This window comes from Shewanella sp. ISS20 (assembly GCF_056522965.1).
Genome location: NZ_JAWRZK010000001.1, coordinates 2,662,566 through 2,678,207, shown reverse-complemented (window position 1 = coordinate 2,678,207; position 15,642 = coordinate 2,662,566). Strand labels below are relative to the sequence as shown.

14 protein-coding genes are annotated in these 15,642 nt (G+C 47.9%); 5 read left to right on the top strand and 9 right to left on the bottom strand.

The genetic code is table 11. The features are described from left to right. Positions 1-211 precede the first annotated feature (211 nt). Genes spoT through gmk form a run of 3 tightly spaced genes read right to left on the bottom strand, consistent with a single transcriptional unit; the run spans position 212 to position 3,307 of the window. On the bottom strand, positions 212-2,308 hold the full coding sequence (spoT, locus tag AC1HDP_RS12120) for a bifunctional GTP diphosphokinase/guanosine-3',5'-bis pyrophosphate 3'-pyrophosphohydrolase (RefSeq protein ID WP_479638969.1): 2,097 nt from the start codon (positions 2,306-2,308) through the stop codon (positions 212-214). A 36-nt stretch (positions 2,309-2,344) separates the two neighbouring features. Next, positions 2,345-2,623, bottom strand: coding sequence for a DNA-directed RNA polymerase subunit omega (gene rpoZ / locus AC1HDP_RS12115; protein ID WP_140930039.1), 279 nt, complete (start codon positions 2,621-2,623; stop codon positions 2,345-2,347). Between the two features lie 60 nt (positions 2,624-2,683). After that, on the bottom strand, positions 2,684-3,307 hold the full coding sequence (gene gmk, locus AC1HDP_RS12110; protein ID WP_479638968.1) for a guanylate kinase: 624 nt from the start codon (positions 3,305-3,307) through the stop codon (positions 2,684-2,686). Positions 3,308-3,526: 219 nt separating this feature from the next. Between gmk and AC1HDP_RS12105 the strand changes: the two genes are divergently transcribed. The 5 genes from AC1HDP_RS12105 to AC1HDP_RS12085 all read left to right on the top strand — a co-directional run bounded on the left by AC1HDP_RS12105 (position 3,527) and on the right by AC1HDP_RS12085 (position 9,594). Beyond that, positions 3,527-4,837: a hypothetical protein gene (locus AC1HDP_RS12105; RefSeq protein WP_479638967.1), complete on the top strand. Its 1,311-nt coding sequence runs from the start codon at positions 3,527-3,529 to the stop codon at positions 4,835-4,837. A gap of 55 nt (positions 4,838-4,892) precedes the next feature. Beyond that, positions 4,893-5,753: an NTP transferase domain-containing protein gene (locus AC1HDP_RS12100; RefSeq protein ID WP_479638966.1), complete on the top strand. Its 861-nt coding sequence runs from the start codon at positions 4,893-4,895 to the stop codon at positions 5,751-5,753. Continuing rightward, the gene (locus AC1HDP_RS12095; RefSeq protein ID WP_479638965.1) at positions 5,746-6,831 is read left to right on the top strand and encodes a phosphotransferase enzyme family protein; all 1,086 of its coding nucleotides are present in this window, start codon (positions 5,746-5,748) and stop codon (positions 6,829-6,831) included. Before AC1HDP_RS12100 ends, AC1HDP_RS12095 begins: the two co-directional genes overlap by 8 nt. 210 nt (positions 6,832-7,041) lie before the next feature. After that, the gene (locus tag AC1HDP_RS12090) at positions 7,042-7,530 is read left to right on the top strand and encodes a DUF3015 family protein (RefSeq protein ID WP_479638964.1); all 489 of its coding nucleotides are present in this window, start codon (positions 7,042-7,044) and stop codon (positions 7,528-7,530) included. 63 nt (positions 7,531-7,593) lie between these two features. Beyond that, on the top strand, positions 7,594-9,594 hold the full coding sequence (locus AC1HDP_RS12085; protein ID WP_479638963.1) for an Lnb N-terminal periplasmic domain-containing protein: 2,001 nt from the start codon (positions 7,594-7,596) through the stop codon (positions 9,592-9,594). Between the two features lie 84 nt (positions 9,595-9,678). On the opposite strand, the gene AC1HDP_RS12080 is transcribed toward AC1HDP_RS12085, so the two are convergent. The 6 genes from AC1HDP_RS12080 to rbsD form a co-directional block, all read right to left on the bottom strand. Continuing rightward, complete coding sequence (locus AC1HDP_RS12080) at positions 9,679-10,683, bottom strand: substrate-binding domain-containing protein (RefSeq protein ID WP_479638962.1); 1,005 nt, start codon at positions 10,681-10,683, stop codon at positions 9,679-9,681. 119 nt (positions 10,684-10,802) lie between these two features. Beyond that, positions 10,803-11,726 carry a ribokinase gene (gene rbsK / locus AC1HDP_RS12075; RefSeq protein ID WP_479638961.1) on the bottom strand — a complete coding sequence of 308 codons (924 nt, stop codon included), beginning with the start codon at positions 11,724-11,726 and terminating at the stop codon, positions 10,803-10,805. Positions 11,727-11,740: 14 nt separating this feature from the next. After that, a complete protein-coding gene (gene rbsB, locus AC1HDP_RS12070; protein WP_479638960.1) occupies positions 11,741-12,625 on the bottom strand; it encodes a ribose ABC transporter substrate-binding protein RbsB in 885 nt (294 codons plus the stop codon). A gap of 13 nt (positions 12,626-12,638) precedes the next feature. Next, a complete protein-coding gene (gene rbsC, locus AC1HDP_RS12065) occupies positions 12,639-13,622 on the bottom strand; it encodes a ribose ABC transporter permease (protein ID WP_479638959.1) in 984 nt (327 codons plus the stop codon). After that, positions 13,619-15,124 (bottom strand): ribose ABC transporter ATP-binding protein RbsA, encoded by a 1,506-nt coding sequence (rbsA, locus tag AC1HDP_RS12060; RefSeq protein ID WP_479638958.1) that lies wholly within the window; start codon positions 15,122-15,124, stop codon positions 13,619-13,621. The genes rbsC and rbsA overlap by 4 nt, the downstream gene beginning before the upstream one ends. 26 nt (positions 15,125-15,150) lie before the next feature. Then, positions 15,151-15,570, bottom strand: coding sequence for a D-ribose pyranase (rbsD, locus tag AC1HDP_RS12055; RefSeq protein ID WP_479638957.1), 420 nt, complete (start codon positions 15,568-15,570; stop codon positions 15,151-15,153). Positions 15,571-15,642: the final 72 nt, after the last annotated feature.

The following is a 15,642-nucleotide window of genomic DNA, read 5'->3' as shown; positions in this document are numbered from 1 at the left end:
GATGGCATAAGCTTGATTCAGGGATAATAGGTAAGTAATTGCTTAAATTAGCAATAGGCCGCTGGTGTTAAGATAAACGCTGCTTATGGTGAGCTTAAGCGGTAGCTATGAAGTTAAGGGGAGGTGAGGTAAGGAGAGGTGAGGTAAGGGGAGGTGAGGTAAGGGGTTACTAAAAAATAAAGCGTCAGGCCATGCTTTTGGCCTGACAGGTTTAGCGATTACGCGAGGTGCGAACCACTTCAGGTAAGACGCGAATACGGCGCATCACGTTAGCTAAATGAACGCGATCATGCACTGAAATGCGCAGGCTAATTAAATAAACACGGCCGTCACGCTCTTCGGTGCTGAGTTTGTGAATATTTGAGCTTTCGGCGGCAATAATGGAAGTGATCTTAGCCAGCGCACCTTGATGATTGATAAGCTCAATCTTAAGGTTGGCTTGGAACTCGGCATCTTCCACTGTATCCCACAGCACCGCTAAATATTTGCTGGGCTCACCTTGGTAGCCACGAATGTTGGCGCAGTTTTCCATGTGGACCACTAAGCCTTTACCTGGGCTCACATGGGCGACAATAGGATCGCCAGGAATAGGACGGCAGCATTTAGCAAAGGTCACTAGCATGCCTTCGGCGCCGCTAATTGGCATCACTCCTGGGGTGTTAGAGCCAACGATATCGCCCAGTAATCGCTGCGCGACCACTATGCTCATGGCATTGCCAAGACCTATGTCAGCAAGTAAACCATCAAGGGTGTCATGCTTAGTTTCATTGATGACTTTAGCTATGGTTTCTGGCGAGAAACTATCAAGCTTATTGGCGCCAAGAGCATGATTGAGTAAGCGGCGACCTAAAGAAACGGCATCATTTTGCTTAAGATTCTTAAGCACTTGGCGAATGCGAGCACGGGCTTTGCCTGTCACCACAAAGTTAAGCCACGCAGCATTGGGGCGCGCGCCTTTAGCGGTAATAATTTCTACGGTTTGGCCTGAAATTAACGGCTGGCTCAATGGATAAGCTTGGCGGTTAACTTTGGCGCCCACGCAGGCATTACCTACATCGGTATGAACTTCATAGGCGAAATCCACCGGGGTGGCGCCAACTGGCAATTCAAGAATTCTTCCCTCTGGAGTAAACACATAGATTTCCACAGGGAATAATTCTGTTTTAACGTTCTCAACAAATTCAAACGAGGTTGAGGCGCTTTGTTGTAACTCAAGTAATGACTGCATCCATTTGCGGGCACGCATCTGGGTGGTGGTGCCTTGATTGGATTCGCCGCCATCTTTATACATCCAATGGGCAGCAACCCCTTTATCGGCCATTTGATCCATGTCTTCGGTGCGGATTTGAATTTCAACCGGCACCCCATGTGGGCCAAATAATGAGGTATGAAGTGATTGGTAGCCGTTAGCTTTTGGAATGGCGATGTAATCTTTAAAGCGCCCAGGCCTTGGCTTATACAGCCCATGCATAGCGCCCATTACTCGATAACAAGTGTCGATGCTGTCTACCAAAATGCGGAAGGCATAGATATCCATCACTTCTTGAAATTGCAGCTCTTTATTGCGCATCTTGTTGTAGATGGAATACAGATTCTTTTCGCGGCCTTTAACGTTACCAGGAATTTTGGCATCTTGCAGGCGTTCGCGAATGGCAACTTCAATATTGTGGATCAATTCTTTACGATTACCGCGCGCCGCTTTCACGACTTCTTTAAGAACGCGATAGCGCATAGGGTAATAGGCCTGAAAGCCTAAGTCTTCGAGCTCAGATTTAATATTATGGATACCTAAGCGATTGGCTATAGGTGCATAAATTTCTAAGGTTTCGCGGGCAATACGGCGACGTTTATCGGGGCGAAGTGACCCAAGGGTGCGCATATTGTGGGTGCGGTCAGCGAGTTTGATGAGGATAACCCGAATATCTTGGGTCATGGCCATCACCATTTTGCGAAAGTTTTCGGCTTGCGCTTCTTTCTTGTCGCGAAACTTGAGTTTATCAAGTTTAGATACACCTTCAACCAACTCAGCCACGCTGGTACCAAATAACTCGGCCAGATCTTGGTGAGTGACGTATGTGTCTTCAATAGTGTCGTGTAGCAGGGCTGCCATTAAGGTCTCATGATCAAGACGCATATCCGCCAAAATACGGGCGACAGCCACAGGGTGAGTAATATAGGGCTCACCACTGCTACGCATTTGCCCTTCATGGGCATCGCGAGCCACTTGATAGGCCTGTTTGAGTAATTCTACCTGTTCAGCCTGTAAATAGGCGGAAGCAGAGTCTTTTAGACCTTCAAACAGATACAAGTGGCAACACTCCTACACAACTAAGACTCGATAGTCTTACAGAGAACGACCTTCAGCGATGGCAGCAACAGCAGCTAATTCAGCGGCTTCGCGTTCACGCACAGTTTGGCGCTCATCAGCTTCTAAGGTTTGAGCATTGACTAAGCCCAGTTCGATTTCGCGCAGGGCGATAACGGTTGGCTTATCGTTTTGCTCTTCTACCATAGGGGCTTTGCCCTGGACAGAAATTTGGCGAGCACGGCGTGCCGCAACCAGGATCATGTCAAAACGGTTGCCGATTTGATCTACGGCATCTTCTACAGTAACGCGAGCCATGTTTTGGAACTCCAGTAATCTCGAAAAGGAAAAACGACGAAAAATTGTACACTAAGGCAGCTATCGTGCCAACAGATCGTTAAGCATACCACTATGCCTTAGGGTCTGGCTAGCTAGCGTCAAACGCTGACTGGTGATAATTGAGTTTAACTCTTTGATAGCAATATCAAAATCATCATTTACTATCACAAAGTCATATTCATTATAGTGAGACATTTCAGAGACTGCCTCTTGCATACGGCTGGCAATCACTTCAGCGCTGTCTTGGCCGCGGCCAGTTAAGCGTCTTTCTAATTCTTCGCGTGAGGGTGGCAAAATGAAAATACCAATGGCCTCAGGCATTAATTTTTTAACCTGCTGCGCGCCTTGCCAATCAATATCTAAAAAGACATCAATTCCTTGGGCTAAGGTTTGCTCAATCACGGTACGTGACGTGCCGTAGTAATTACCAAACACTAGCGCCCATTCAAAGAAGGATGCTTGTTCGATTAACTGAGTGAACTCTTCCACAGCAACGAAATGATAGTGCTGTCCATTGACTTCACCCGGACGCGGTTGACGCGTGGTGTGCGACACAGACACCTGCATGTCCGCAGGCTTATCTTTCAGCAGCGCCGAAATTAATGAGGATTTGCCAGCACCACTTGGGGCTGACACGATAAATAAGTTGCCGCGTGCGCTCATAAATTAATTCCGCTGCTAATAAACCAAGCTCAAATTAGGGATTAAAACCTAATCATTGAGATAAAAAAAGGGTTAGCCGTTAATTATACTCGCGATTAGCCACCTAAGTCACCAGACGAAAGTTACTCTTGGCATGCAGGATAACGCTGACAGCAGGATGGCAATTGGTTACTCTTGACGTGCGCCAACTGGCGTGATGATTTTAATGTAGGAGTCCCAGTGGTTTTGCAAACATTGTTTACCGCCCAAGGCTGCGATAATCGCCTCCGTTTTAGCGGCATTAGTGCTGGCTGTTATTTATTGTTAATTGCACTCGGTTCGTTAGCGAGTATCACTTGGTTGACCTTATTTGCCTTACCTTTAGCCTTGCTGTTGCAACTGACGGCAATTCGCCGTGGCCGCGATTCAGGTATTCGTAGCCGCGCAATTTTGTTTGTATTATTACCATTTTTATTGGTGTTTATGGCGCTAGTGACTGCGCCTGTGTGGCTAGCATTGACCTTAGTTGTCATTTTAGCTGCGCCCTTATCTGTGATTCTAGCGCGTTTGCCATCCGCGCCAGCAATGAGCTTGCAGCCTTATCACTGGGGATATTGGAGCGCGAATTTTATTGTGCCCTCCACAGTGGCGCGCGCTAGTGCTGAACGTGTTGAGCCTGTTGTGGACTTTAATCACTCTGCGCTAAACATGAATGCCCACGGCTTTGAATCTGAATCCGTGCTGGCGAATAGCTATGATACTGAACGTCATGGTTTTGATGATAGCTTTGATGATTATAATGCTGATGATTATGACGCTAATGATGAGTTTGATTCAGCACCAGCGACTCACTCTCATGAGACAGCAAATACTTCTGAAGCTAAGCATTTTTCGCACGCCGCTGAAGGCGGCGCTGATTTTAATCGACAAGAACGCTGCGCGCGCCGTGAGCAAGGCTCACTAACGGCTTGGTTAGAGCCTATGTTGCAGTCATTGCAGCAGTCATCGCAGCAGTTTGCCACCCAGGTTATTAAGCCGCGCTTGCCTGTGCTAAAGCCTTTATTAAAGCCTTGGCTATTTGGCATAGCAGCGGGGGGATTAGTGTTAGCTGTTTTAGGTTATTGGTTGGTGAGCTCGCCAAGTGTTGCCAAACCAGAAGTGAGTCCGCTGCAAACTCAAGCAAGCACAGAGCTGGGCGAGCGCGTGGCCTTGCCCGATGGTTTCTATTTACAGTTTGAGCAAGGACAATTATTGCTGCAGTGGTTTGGCAAAAATAAGCAAATGGGCGAGCTGTGGTCGTTAACGACAGCAAAAGGTGATAAGCGTTGCAGTGAGTTGGTATTTAACAATGGTAATAGCTACCGCCCGCTGCAAGTTACAATTGAAGCTAACAGCATGACTCAAGCCCGTTTTTCGCCATTAGATAGTGATAAAATCATTGAAGATGTGGCTTATCGGGGGCAATTAAACCTCTGTGGCTATCAATTTGCCCTCAAGGGCACACAAGCGGCGCTTGGCGCTGCGCCAGAGTTTGCTAGAGTGTTGAACTAGCCCTCATTTACCCGTTGGCGTACACATACGCCTTTATTTTTATGGATAAGAATTTATGTCGACAAGCTTAACCTTAGTGGTATTAGCAGCCGGTTTGGGCAGTCGTTTTGGCGGAGATAAACAATTAGCCGCCTTAGGCCCTAAGGGCGAATCTTTATTATGCTTGTCGCTGCTGAGTGCTTATCGCGCTGGCTTTACGCGCGCGGTACTTGTTATTCGCCCTGAAATTGAAGCGGCAGTGGCGCAAATGCTAAGTTCACTGCCAGCAGAATTCGAGACAGTTTTCGTCTATCAAAGCCTTGATGATTTACCTGTGGCAACTAGCATCGATGGGCGCACTAAGCCTTGGGGAACCGCCCAAGCCTTGTACGCCGCAAGACATGCCGTCACTGGCCCAATGGCGGTAATTACTGCCGATGATTATTATGGCCAAGCAGGCTTTGATGAGATGGCAAGGGCCTTATCTCAGGGCGGCGATAGCTGGAATATGATTAGTTATCAGCTAGGTAATACTTTGTCTGAACATGGCGGCGTTAATCGCGGCATCTGTCAGGTTGAGCACGGCTTGCTTAAGCAAGTGCAAGAGTGGATTCAAATCCAAACAAGTGATGCAGGGCTTGTAGGTCAATATCAAGGGCGCACCCAAGCCTTGTTGGCCGATACGCCTGTTTCTATGACCTTTTGGGGATTCACTCCAAGTATTTTTAATGTATTAACCCTGGCACTGAGCGAATTTATTAGCCAAGCGCATTTATCGCTGACTGCTGAATGTTATTTACCCGATGTAGTGCAAAGCGCCATAGATAATGGCCAAGCCTTACATGTGTGGCCAACCACAGACCGCTGGCTCGGGATAACTTACCCGCAAGATGCGCAGCGAGTAAAAATGAGTTTATTGGAGTATTGGGGTGATTAATTTTATTGGGCAACAAGTCTTGCCACATTTTGCCATTGATGACGCGAAAGCTAAGATTTCGCCGCTAGGGAATGGCCATATCAACGACACTTTTTTGGTGCGTTGGCCTCAAGGTGAAATGGTGTTGCAGCGCCTAAATACCCAAGTTTTTCCCGATGCTGATGCGCTGGTGGGTAACGCCACTAAGATCAGTGATCATCTGCTTGCCCAAGCATCTGCTGGTCAGTATCCACTGCAAGTGGTTGAGCCAGTCGTGACCGCCAATCAAGATGCCGCCATAGATTTAGGCGAGCAAGGCTACTGGCGCGCCATTAGCTATTTACGCCATAGCGCTAGTGTTGAAGTGGTCGAAACCGCAGAGCAAGCCCAACAAGCCGCGCGCGCCTTTGGTGATTTCGCTTTTGGTTTAAGTGGCTTAGATGCTAATCAGATTATTGATGTCATCCCTAAGTTTCACTATTTTCCTGGGCGCTTACAGCAGTTACAAGCAGCGGTTGATGCTGATAGTGAAGGCAGATTAGCACAATGCCAGCATTGGGTAGATTTTGCTTTTAGTCAGACAGGTTTAATTTCCGAGCTTGAAAGCTTAGAGCCTAAATTGCCGCTGCGCATTTGTCATAACGATACCAAAATCAATAACATGCTTTTTGATGACCGTACCATGTCCGCCATGGCGATCATTGATTTAGATACCTGCATGAAAGGTCATTTAATGTATGACTTTGGTGACATGGTACGCACCTTTTGCTCCCCTGAAGCTGAAGATTCAACGGCGCTCGATAAAGTCGTAGCACGGCCTGATATTTTTGCTGCCATTTGCGAAGGCTATACTCAGGCACTGGCGCCAGTATTGACTGCTGATGAACGCCAAAGCTTGTGGCTGGGGGCGCGGATAATGCCCTTGATGATAGGCGTGCGCTTCTTAACCGATCATCTTAATGGCGATAAGTATTTCCATGTGCATAGAGAGAATCATAATTTAGAGCGCGCAGCCAACCAATTTAGCTTATATCAGAGTTTATTGGCGCAAGAGGCGCAATTCAAAGCCATGCTGTGCGAGCATGAAACAAATTCATAATAGTTAACTATATGATTATCAGACAGTTGTTGTGAAGCCAATCACAGTTAGTGTTAAGGCGCTTAGGTTTAATTCCGTCTTTAGTGGCGATAGCGATTAAACTAACGGACTTAGTAGTGCATTAGTCATTGCTGAATCTGGCTGGCGCATGTAAATAATGAAGTGGCATAGCGCAGAGCTGTCTTTGAATAACAAAAAATTAAGGAATGAATGATGAAAAAAACATTATCAATCGCAAGCTTATTAATCGCCATGTTACCAGCCTCGCAAGTAATGGCTGATCAAGATATCGGTTGTGGTTTCGGTTCTATGTTATTCGAGGGAAAATCAGGCGTTGCTCCTAAAGTATTAGGCGCCACCACCAACGGTATTTCTGGCAACCAAAGCTTTGGTATCACTTTTGGTACTTTAGGTTGTCAAGCAAGCGGCGCTATCACTTCACGCGCACGTTTAACTACTTTCATCGACGGCAACATGGACAATCTGGCTCGTGACATCGCTCGCGGCAATGGTGAAACCTTAGCTACTCTGACTGAAGTTTGGGGCATTAACGAGGCTGACAAAGCCAGCTTCAACGCTATGGTTAAGCAAAACTACGCAGTGATTTTCACTGACTTAGACGTTAATTCAGAAGTGGTTATGACCAACCTGAATCAAGTAGTTGCTAACAGCGAACTGGCTGCTTACACCATAGCTTAATTGCTATTTTGTTTCGAAAAAGTCAGTCAGCAATGGCTGACTTTTTTTTAGGAAATTTTGACCTTGTCTCGAACTGCTATCAACGCCTGTGCTGTCCTGCTGTTATTCTGCGCCCCAAGTTATGCCAATGCTGACTTGTCTTCTTTGGCGCAATCGCCCACTTGGCTCAAGCTTGGCCATTATGTAAAGCAAGGTGAAAGCTGGCAGAGCCAAATTGATGCGGGTCGCTTCTTTTTAGCGCCAAGCGGTAAAAATGACCCGAATGCGGAGCTTGCCGCTACGATATCAACATTTAGTGCTGAGCAAGCAAGCGGTGAGTTTGTGCAAACTTGCCTGTATCCTGCGCGTTTTCAGTGGTTACAGACTCAAGGTTTTAATGAGTGGCAAGCACCTGTGTGTGGTGAGCGTGACGAGTGGCTTAAGATCATTGATCCCGCCGCCATGACGTTAGTTTTCCCTACTGCCTTTATGAATAACCCCTCATCCATGTTTGGCCATACTTTGCTGCGCATTGATGCTAAAGATCAGACTCGCCATCGCGAGCTGGTGGCGTTTGCTATTAACTTCGCGGCCAATGCCAACGAAAACGATAATGCCATGATGTACGCCTACCGCGGCTTAGTAGGGGATTATCAGGCCGCGTTTTCCTTGATGCCTTATTATCGCAAAGTGCGTGAATACAACGACTTTGAATCGCGCGACATGTGGGAATATCAACTTAACCTCAGTGAGACTGAAGTTCACTTTATCTTGATGCACTTGTGGGAGTTGCAAAACGCCTCGTTTGAGTATTATTTTCTCGATGAAAATTGCTCGTATCAGCTACTTTCTGTACTGCAACTAGCGCGGGAAGAGTGGCAATTTACCCAAGAGTTTCCGCTGCATGCTATCCCTGCCGATACAGTGAATGTGCTCGCTGCTGCTGGACTGTTGCAAACGCCGCAATATCGCCCCGCCTTTGGTACGCGTTTACATCATTATGCCGGTCAATTAACTGAGACTGAGCTTAAACAAGCGCTCGCGATTAGCCGTGATGAGCTCAGCATTGAAACCTTGGTTGCTGCGTCTAAGCCGCCAGTTTCTGAACAAGCAATTTCTGAACAATCAATATCAGAGCCAACACTCTCTGAGAAACCCATCTATGAAAATCAAAGCACTGAAAAACTAAGCTCCGAAAAACTAAGCACAGAAGAACAAGCCTCAGGCATTGGCCTTGATGAGCAAGCCAAGTTATTAGAAATGGCTTACGAGATGCTAAATTTTCGCTTTTATAATGACGGGCTCGATAGAGACACCACAGCGCCTAAGCTCTCGGCCTTATTGCGTCAGCGCAGTTTAGTAGATGCGCCATCTCCCTTTACGGCTGTGGCTGTTCCTGATGGCTCACCAACCGATAGTCACGGCTCAATGCGCGCAGGAATGGGAGTTGCTAGTTATGGCGATTCGCAGGCGCTAACGTGGCAGTGGCGCGGCGCCTATCACGACTTAATCGATAATCCTTTAGGCTTTGTGCCGGGCGCGCAAATTAGCTTCTTAGATGTTGAATTAGGACTTGATGAGCGCGCTAAGTTGCAGCTTAACCGCTTGTATTTGTTCGATGCCATGTCGCTAGCACCATCTAATAGCCTGTTTGATTCATGGGCGTGGAATGTGCGTGTGGGCACTGACAGGCAAGTGCTAGATGATGGTCGGCAGAATCGTTATTTTACCCAAGGCGGTTACGGTAAAGCCTTTGGTGACCCGCGCGGATTGCACACTTATGTTTTAGCCAGCGGCGAAATCAATAGTGCGCCGATATTAGATGCTGCCATGAGTTTAGGTCTTGGCGCTGAAGCGGGCCTAGTGTTTGAACAAAGCAATTTAGATAAATGGTGGTTGTCTGCGCAGTACTTGTGGCAAACCGATAAAGCCATAGATGCGCGCGCGCAGGTGAGTCTTAAGTGGCAGCTTAACTTGCCATCACTCACTTATGGCCAGCAATGGGCGGTGCGCTCTGAGGTAGGATATCAAGAATGGCAAGGCCGCCAAGCCTACGCCAATCTTAATTTGCTTTGGTATTTCTAAGGCGCTGATTTAACTAAAGCTCTGGAATTTCTAAGGCTTTGGAATTAGCAAGAGTCGTGTCGCAATAGGTAAAAAGGTAAGCGCTTATGGGTTTATCTTTTTAACTGAATCCCTGACCACTAAGCTAGGTTCTAGCTGTATGGTCTTGCTGCTGCCTGGGTTATCTAAGCGCGCCAGTAATACTTCAACGGCTGTGTGGCCTAATTGCTGCTTTGGCTGGTGGATTGTGGTTAGCGCTGGGGTTAAGTAGCGCGCTAGCTCAATGTCATCATAACCAATCACAGATAACTGCTCTGGAATGTTAAGGCCAGCATTATAGGCGGCGTGCATAAAGCCCATGGCCATCATGTCGTTACCTACAAACATGGCAGTAGGCAGGTTTGGCGCTTGGATTAAATCGGCAAAAGCGGCAGCGCCGCCATCACATTCAAAATTACCGCTGACTTGCCATTCAGGTTTGATGCTGAGTTTGGCCTCGTTCATGGCATCCATAAAGCCGGCTAAACGTTGCTGCGCTGGTAACTTATCAAGCGGGCCAGTGACGCAACCTATGTGTTGATGGCCTTGCTCAATCAAATAGCGCGTCGCTAAATAACCGCCTTGGCGGGAGTTATCTTGAATCTTATCGCACTGAAAATTCGTCGGTCCCCAATCCATCACCACAGTTGGTAAGTTAGGCTGGCTACTAAGCTGCGCAAACGCTTGCGCTTCGGCTTCACTGCACATCAGCAATAAGCCATCCACTTGTTTTTGCAGTAAGGTTGATAAGTTAAAACGAATGCGCTCGGCATCGCCTTCGGTATTGCACAGCATTAGGCTGTAGCCATGCTGATAACAATGGGACTCCACACCTTTAACTACTTCGGCGAAAAAAGGGTTAGTGGAGGTGGTCACTAGCATGCCAAAGGTGCGGGTATGTTTGGTCTTTAAGCTGCGCGCCAGTGCCGAGGGTGCATAGTTGAGCTCCTTAACGGCCGCCTGCACTCGCTCTTTAACTTCATCGCTCACAAAGCGCGTGTTATTGAGCACGTGACTGACAGTCGAGGTGGATACTTGCGCGAGCTTAGCTATGTCTTTAATGGTGGTCATGGGCGTGCTTAATTGTCCTAAAAATCGAGTTGCCGTAAGCGGCAGCTGAAGCTCATTTAAGCCACTCAGGCAAAATTTAACTGAGATAAGTACCTAAATGAGCTCACATAAGAACCAAATTAACGGCTATGAGTCGCTAAAAAAGCATCCACTTCGCTGCGCACTGGGATTGATGTTTGAGCGCCAAAACGGCTCACGCTGATAGCGGCTGCGCCGTGGGCAAACACTATGGCATCAGGCAACGTCATGCCTTGCTGTAAGCCCGTGAGTACGCCAGCGTTAAAAGTATCGCCCGCGGCGGTAGTGTCTTTTACTTCCACTGTAAAGCCAGCAATTTGTTGGCCTTCGCCGCGCTCACTTAAAAACACGCCTTGGCTACCTAAAGTAATCATGACGGTCGCTATGCCTTTAGCATGTAAGTGGGCGGCAGCTAAGGCTGCGTGCTCAAGATTTTCAACCTTAATGCCGGTGAGTAACTCTGCTTCGGTTTCATTGGGGGTGATGATATCAACTTTTGCTAATAATTCGTCACTCAATTCCATCGCTGGCGCTGGGTTTAGTACCACTAAGGTGCCAGCATCTTTAGCGGCTGATGCCGCCATAAAAATGGTATCTAGCGGCGTTTCTAACTGCATCAGTAAAGTATCAGCGTTTGATATTAAGCCTAAATGCGGCGCTAGACGCGCTGGCGTTAATGCGGCATTGGCACCTTGGGCGATACAAATGCTGTTCTCGCCACTGTCTGCCACTTGGATCATAGCCACACCTGTGGTCATGTCTGGCGCTGTCATAAGGCCAGACACATCCATGCCTAAGGCTTGATATTCTTTATGCATGCGCGCGCCAAAGTCATCATCACCCACGCAAGCAATAAAGGCGACATCGGCCCCTAAGCGCGCAGCGGCAACTGCTTGGTTAGCGCCTTTACCGCCAGCAATCACTTGATAACCGCTCGCCGTTAAGGTTTCACCTGGGCGCGGGAAACTCGGTACTTGCACCACATGGTCAGCGTTAACACTACCTAAGACAACAAGCTTACTCATAGGGCTTTCCTTCATTATTGACTGATAACTTTTAATGGCACGGGAATAAAGGCTTCAACGCTTTGGCCTTGCAGTAACTTATGGGCGGATTCAACCCCTAAGGCACCAATAAGCTCTGGCTGCTGGGCAATGGTAGCGCCTAAACGCTTACGCTTAACGACGGCAATGCCTTCATCTGTGCCATCAAAACCGACTATCAGTAACTCTTTGCCGGCGGCTTGGGCTGCGCGCACCGCACCTAAGGCCATTTCATCATTTTGGGCAAATACAGCATTGGCGCTTTGATTGGCAATTAATAAGTTTTCCAACACGTTCATGCCTTTAGTGCGATCAAAGTCCGCTGGCTGACTGGCAAGAATCGTGAGGTTATGGGCTTGTGCGCCTTCAGCAAAACCTTGGCCGCGCTCGCGCGCTGCAGACGTTCCTGCAATACCTTCTAACTGAATGATTTTGGCATCGGCGCCTAAGCGCTCTGCAATAAACTGCGCCGCTAACTTACCGCCTGCAATATTGTCTGACGCTATGTGGCTTGCTATCGCGCCGCGACTTGCGCCTCTATCTAAGGTCATGACAGGAATATTGCTGTTATTGGCCAGACGAATGGCGTTAGTCACAGCATCTGAATCGGTTGGATTGATAAGAATCGCCTTAACGCCACGTATGGTTAAATCTTCCACGTTGGCTAATTCTTTGCTCGGATCATTTTGCGAATCTAACACTATCAAGCGGTAACCGAGTTCCTGCGCTTTGGCTTCAGCGCCTTGCTTCATGGTCACAAAGAAAGGGTTATTGAGGGTCGATACCACCATAGCCAAGGTATCTTGTGCTAAGGCGTTATTGGCCAAAGTTAACGACAGACCAAGCAAGCTAGCTTTAATGGCAAGTTGTAATGATTTCATTGGGATACCCTTATTATTTATGTTTGTTATCGACCATCACCGCCAGCAAAATTACACTGGCCTTGACTATCATTTGGTAGTAAGAAGAGACATCAAGTAGGTTTAAGGCATTGTTTAAGAAGCCGATGATCAAGGCGCCCACTAAGGTGCCCATGATGCGACCTTTACCGCCCGCAAGGCTAGTGCCGCCTAATACTACTGCGGCAATGGCATCGAGCTCATAACCCATACCGGCAGTCGGCTGCGCTGAAGATAAGCGTGAGGTTACGATAATTGCAGCTAGCGCTGATAAGGTGCCGCACAAGGCATAGACGCCAATTTTTACGCGATCCACATTTATGCCAGAAAGCTTAGCTGCGGCTTCATTGCCACCAACGGCATAAATGTAGCGGCCAAAACGGGTGTGGTTTAACAGATACCAGATAGATGCAAACACCATCACCATCAGCCATACCGGCACAGGAATGCCAAGGGCAGAGCCAGTACCAAACCAAGCAAACTGATCGGCCACATCGGTAAAGCCAGTAGAAACTGGACGACCGTCGGTGTACACCATAGTGACGCCGCGCAGCAGTGTCATAGTCACTAAGGTCGCGATAAAGGCTTGTACCTTGCCTTTGGCAATAATAATGCCGCTAATCGCGCCTAAGGTTGCGCCCGCCACTAATGCGGTTGGCACAGCCACTAATACAGGCACTTCCATGCCAATTAAGGTGGCTGCGAGCGCGCCGCATAAGGCTAAAACTGAGCCCACACTTAAGTCTATGCCCGCCGTTAAAATAACTAAGGTCATGCCAACGGCTATGATGGCGTTCACTGAGGTTTGACGCAGAATATTAAGCAGGTTATCAACACTGAAAAAATGCGGATTGAGCATAGATACCAGCGCGATTAACAGCATCAGCGCCAGTAGCGATTTTTGTTCAATCATCCAGGTTTTAATGCGAGCGCTTTGTAGCGATGGCGCGGCCGTAGGACAAGTGCTTACAGACTTCATAGCGTTTCCTCAGTGTGGTATTTGCCGACGGCAGCGGCAAGGATTTGTTCTTGGCCAGCTTGATGACGCTCAAATTCAGCGCTGATCTGACCTTGGTGCATGACTAAAATACGATCGCTCAGCCCCAGCAGTTCTGGCATGTCCGATGACACCATGATCACCGCCAGCCCTTGGGCTTTACATTGATTAATCAGTTGGTAAATTTCTTTGCGGGCGCCAACATCCACGCCGCGGGTCGGCTCATCTAAGATCAGCACTTTAGGCTGAGTCATTAAGCCTTTAGCAATCGCCACCTTTTGCTGATTGCCGCCAGATAACAGGCCAATGGCTTGCTCTTGAGTGGGGGTTTTAATATTAAAGGCTTGAATAAACTCGGCGACTTGCTCTTGCTCGCGTTGATGCTGAATTTGACCAAACTGCGATAGCTCTTTCAGGCAGCTGATGGACATGTTTTCTTTAACCGAAAGCTCCAGCAGTAAACCATCGCCTTTTCTGTCTTCAGAAATGTAAGCTATGCCTTGGGCTAGGGCATCTTGGCTCGACTTAATCGTAAGTTTTTGACCATTGAGTAAAATGCTGCCTGAGTGGTGCGCTATAGCACCAAAAATCAGCTTCATTAGCTCTGTTCGCCCAGCGCCCATTAAACCTGCTACCCCAAGTAACTCACCTTGTTTAAGGCTAAAGCTCACTGGCGCAGTATCAACCGCGCAAAAATCTTGTAATTCGAGGCAAGTGTTTGCGGTGCGATGATCTTGATAAGGATATTGCTCATCGAGCTTGCGACCCACCATGAGTTCAATCATGGCGTCTTCGTTTAAGTCTTGAATGCTGCGCTCAGCAACAAACTGACCATCACGCAGTACAGTGACATCATCACAGATGGTGAAAATTTCTTTGAGGCGATGAGAGATATAAACGATACCGCAGCCTTGCTCTTTGAGCTCCTTAATCACTTTAAACAGGCTTAAGGTTTCCACGTCAGTGAGAGCATCTGTGGGCTCATCCATAATGATGACCTTGGACTCAAACGAAATCGCCTTAGCAATTTCAACGAGTTGCTGCTCGCCTAAGCTTAATTGTCCCAGTGGCGTGCGGCTGCTGTGCTTCACATCTAAACGCGCCAGTAATTGATCGGCTTGCTGGTACATGGTTGGCCAATCAATGGCGCCAAAGCGGTGACAAGGCTCGCGCCCTAAGAAGATGTTTTCGGCAATGGATAATTCTGGGATCAAGTTAAGTTCTTGATGAATGATGCTGATCCCAGCTAATTGTGATTGGCGCGGCCCTTGAAAGCTCGCGGGCTGGCCTTGGTATTCAATGCTGCCGCTATCACAAGTGTAAATGCCGGTGAGCACCTTCATTAAGGTAGATTTGCCGGCACCATTTTCGCCCATCAGTGCCATAACTTTGCCAGGATACACCTGCAGGCTAGCACCATCGAGCGCCTTAACGCCGGGAAAGGTTTTGACTATCTTGTGTAATTTGAGGATGGCTGATTGCATATCTGTCAGACCTTATTGGCAGTCAGTTAAAAGGGCACACCACAACTAAAAATCACATTGGCGTAGGGAGTACACTCACCACTTCGCACAATGGCGCGACTGCGATGGCTTTGCTGCTTAAACGCTTCATGGCTGATATAGCGAATCTCAATCTGACGCCCACAACGCGCTTGCTCTTGCTCGATACGCTGCAGAATTTGCTGATGAACTTGCGGATTTATATTAATGATTTCAGTGGCGAGAGTCACCGATTGCAATTGCAGCTCAGATAACATGGCATCAATACAAGCCACTAAATCCGGTACCCCTGGGGATAACGCCATATCAATGCGCTCAACATGGCTAGGAATAGGCAGGCCAGCATCACACAGGGTAATTTCATCAAAATGACCGCACTGGGCCACCAAGGCTGATAAAGCAGGGTTGAGTAGGGTTGTTTTTTTCATTAGTTCACCACAACGTTAAGTCAGCACTGGCGGCTATGGCTGGTTAATCCTGGAGACTCGTTTTGCGTTGTC

Excerpts from the sequence above, each read along its gene's own strand:
- rbsK (WP_479638961.1), bottom strand. The coding sequence starts at position 11,726 with ATGAGTAAGCTTGTTGTCTTAGGTAGTGTTAACGCTGACCATGTGGTG.
- rbsA (WP_479638958.1), bottom strand. The coding sequence starts at position 15,124 with ATGCAATCAGCCATCCTCAAATTACACAAGATAGTCAAAACCTTTCCC.
- gmk (WP_479638968.1), bottom strand. The coding sequence starts at position 3,307 with ATGAGCGCACGCGGCAACTTATTTATCGTGTCAGCCCCAAGTGGTGCT.
- AC1HDP_RS12100 (WP_479638966.1), top strand. The coding sequence starts at position 4,893 with ATGTCGACAAGCTTAACCTTAGTGGTATTAGCAGCCGGTTTGGGCAGT.
- rbsC (WP_479638959.1), bottom strand. The coding sequence starts at position 13,622 with ATGAAGTCTGTAAGCACTTGTCCTACGGCCGCGCCATCGCTACAAAGC.
- rpoZ (WP_140930039.1), bottom strand. The coding sequence starts at position 2,623 with ATGGCTCGCGTTACTGTAGAAGATGCCGTAGATCAAATCGGCAACCGT.
- AC1HDP_RS12090 (WP_479638964.1), top strand. The coding sequence starts at position 7,042 with ATGATGAAAAAAACATTATCAATCGCAAGCTTATTAATCGCCATGTTA.
- rbsB (WP_479638960.1), bottom strand. The coding sequence starts at position 12,625 with ATGAAATCATTACAACTTGCCATTAAAGCTAGCTTGCTTGGTCTGTCG.
- rbsD (WP_479638957.1), bottom strand. The coding sequence starts at position 15,570 with ATGAAAAAAACAACCCTACTCAACCCTGCTTTATCAGCCTTGGTGGCC.
- AC1HDP_RS12080 (WP_479638962.1), bottom strand. The coding sequence starts at position 10,683 with ATGACCACCATTAAAGACATAGCTAAGCTCGCGCAAGTATCCACCTCG.